Origin of the sequence: Aeromonas media (assembly GCF_000819985.1) — a bacterium.
Lineage (GTDB): Bacteria > Pseudomonadota > Gammaproteobacteria > Enterobacterales > Aeromonadaceae > Aeromonas > Aeromonas media.
Genome location: NZ_CDBZ01000059.1, coordinates 1 through 1,385, shown reverse-complemented (window position 1 = coordinate 1,385; position 1,385 = coordinate 1). Strand labels below are relative to the sequence as shown.

The following is a 1,385-nucleotide window of genomic DNA, read 5'->3' as shown; positions in this document are numbered from 1 at the left end:
CATGTACAGGACCTTAAGCGGCGAGTCCATTTAAAACGCCTTCCAAGGTCCTGTTCTGTATCGACTTTCTCTGCTTGGTTCGGCAGGCGTTCTTGGCCAAATAATCGGCAGCCCATTCCAATCTTTCCCTTATTTCTGTCAGCGCCCTATGGGCCACTGCTTCCAATAGCGGTAGCCACCACGTCGCACTGTTCTTCGACGCTTTCAGCATCGATAGCGCCCCACTCATCACACTCTGCGCGACCCGTCTCTTCATCACCAGCGACAGCAGGCTCGTCCACACCAACCCCTCGGCAATCGCTTTCTCGCCCGTCACAAACCCCTTGAGCCGGTTGTGCGATTTCCACTCTTTAAATAACAACTCCACCTGCCAACGGCAGCGATACAGGCTCATCACCTGCTCTGCTGACCATGCTGCTCGCGGTAGGTTCGTCATCCACAGACAGAACCGCTTTTCCTCAGCAAACCAGCGCCGGATCAACCGGTACTCGACCTGGCCGGACTTCACCACCATATCCAGTACCTCGGCCCGACAGCGTCGCCGTCCGGCCTCTCTCAGAGATAGTCCCGCCAGCTTGGGTACTTCCCGTCCATCACCGCGCCAGGCTTGGATTATCTTGGGGTTCAGGCTTTTCGTGCCGCGCACCAGATAAAATCCGCCAGCGTCGTTCACCTGCTCAAACCAAGCCCTGTCAATGTAACCTGCGTCAGCCAGCAGCAGGCAGTTGGTCAGCGTGTGGGCTTCAGGCAGAAATTGCCGTTCCCCTGCGGTATCGGCAGACACACTCATGCACAACGGGCTCTGCTCCGACAGTGACATGGTCATATGGCACTCGATAGCTGCCGGACTGATGGTCTTGAACCGGCCGGGAAAATCAGCAGCAAGGCGCCGATGCACCGCAAAGGAGGTGCCATCGTGCAGTAACACCTGCTTGAACGCGCCGAGGGAGGCTGCTTTGAGTTGATGGTCGATACGCAAGGCGATGGCCCGCTCGACCAGGGCTTTCATAAACAGGGCAAAGCTCTCTTTGCGCAGCTGATTGTGAAACGGTTTGTAAGAAACCTGATGGGTGTTTACCAGTTGCAAGGCATTGAAATGGCGGTGTAAACCGGCAATGTCATTGACCTGGTCGCCTCCCATGGCCCGCAGCAGTGCAGGTACGAGCATGGCTGGGGTAATGGCACGCTGACGCAGACAAAACTTGCAGAGCCGAGCAATGCGCTCGAGTGCGGCGGGAGCCAAGAGTTGCTCCAGATAGTAATTAGCGTTGATAATAGTCATAGGCTTCGCGCGTGTTGATTTTGTTTGGCGATAAAATCAGATCACAAACGAAGCCTTTTTTATATCTATTTCAATTGGTTGCCGCTAAAGATCCTGTACATGA

The 1,385-nt window shown here is 55.0% G+C and carries 1 protein-coding gene; it reads right to left on the bottom strand.

Annotated features, from left to right (window positions below):
* Nucleotides 1-13: 13 nt before the first annotated feature.
* The gene (locus tag BN1127_RS04615) at nt 14-1,282 is read right to left on the bottom strand and encodes an IS4-like element ISApu1 family transposase (RefSeq protein WP_011191342.1); all 1,269 of its coding nucleotides are present in this window, start codon (nt 1,280-1,282) and stop codon (nt 14-16) included.
* Nucleotides 1,283-1,385 lie beyond the last annotated feature (103 nt).

What these genes read in the sequence shown, in the direction of transcription:
- BN1127_RS04615 (WP_011191342.1), bottom strand. Translation starts at nt 1,282, where the DNA reads ATGACTATTATCAACGCTAATTACTATCTGGAGCAACTCTTGGCTCCC.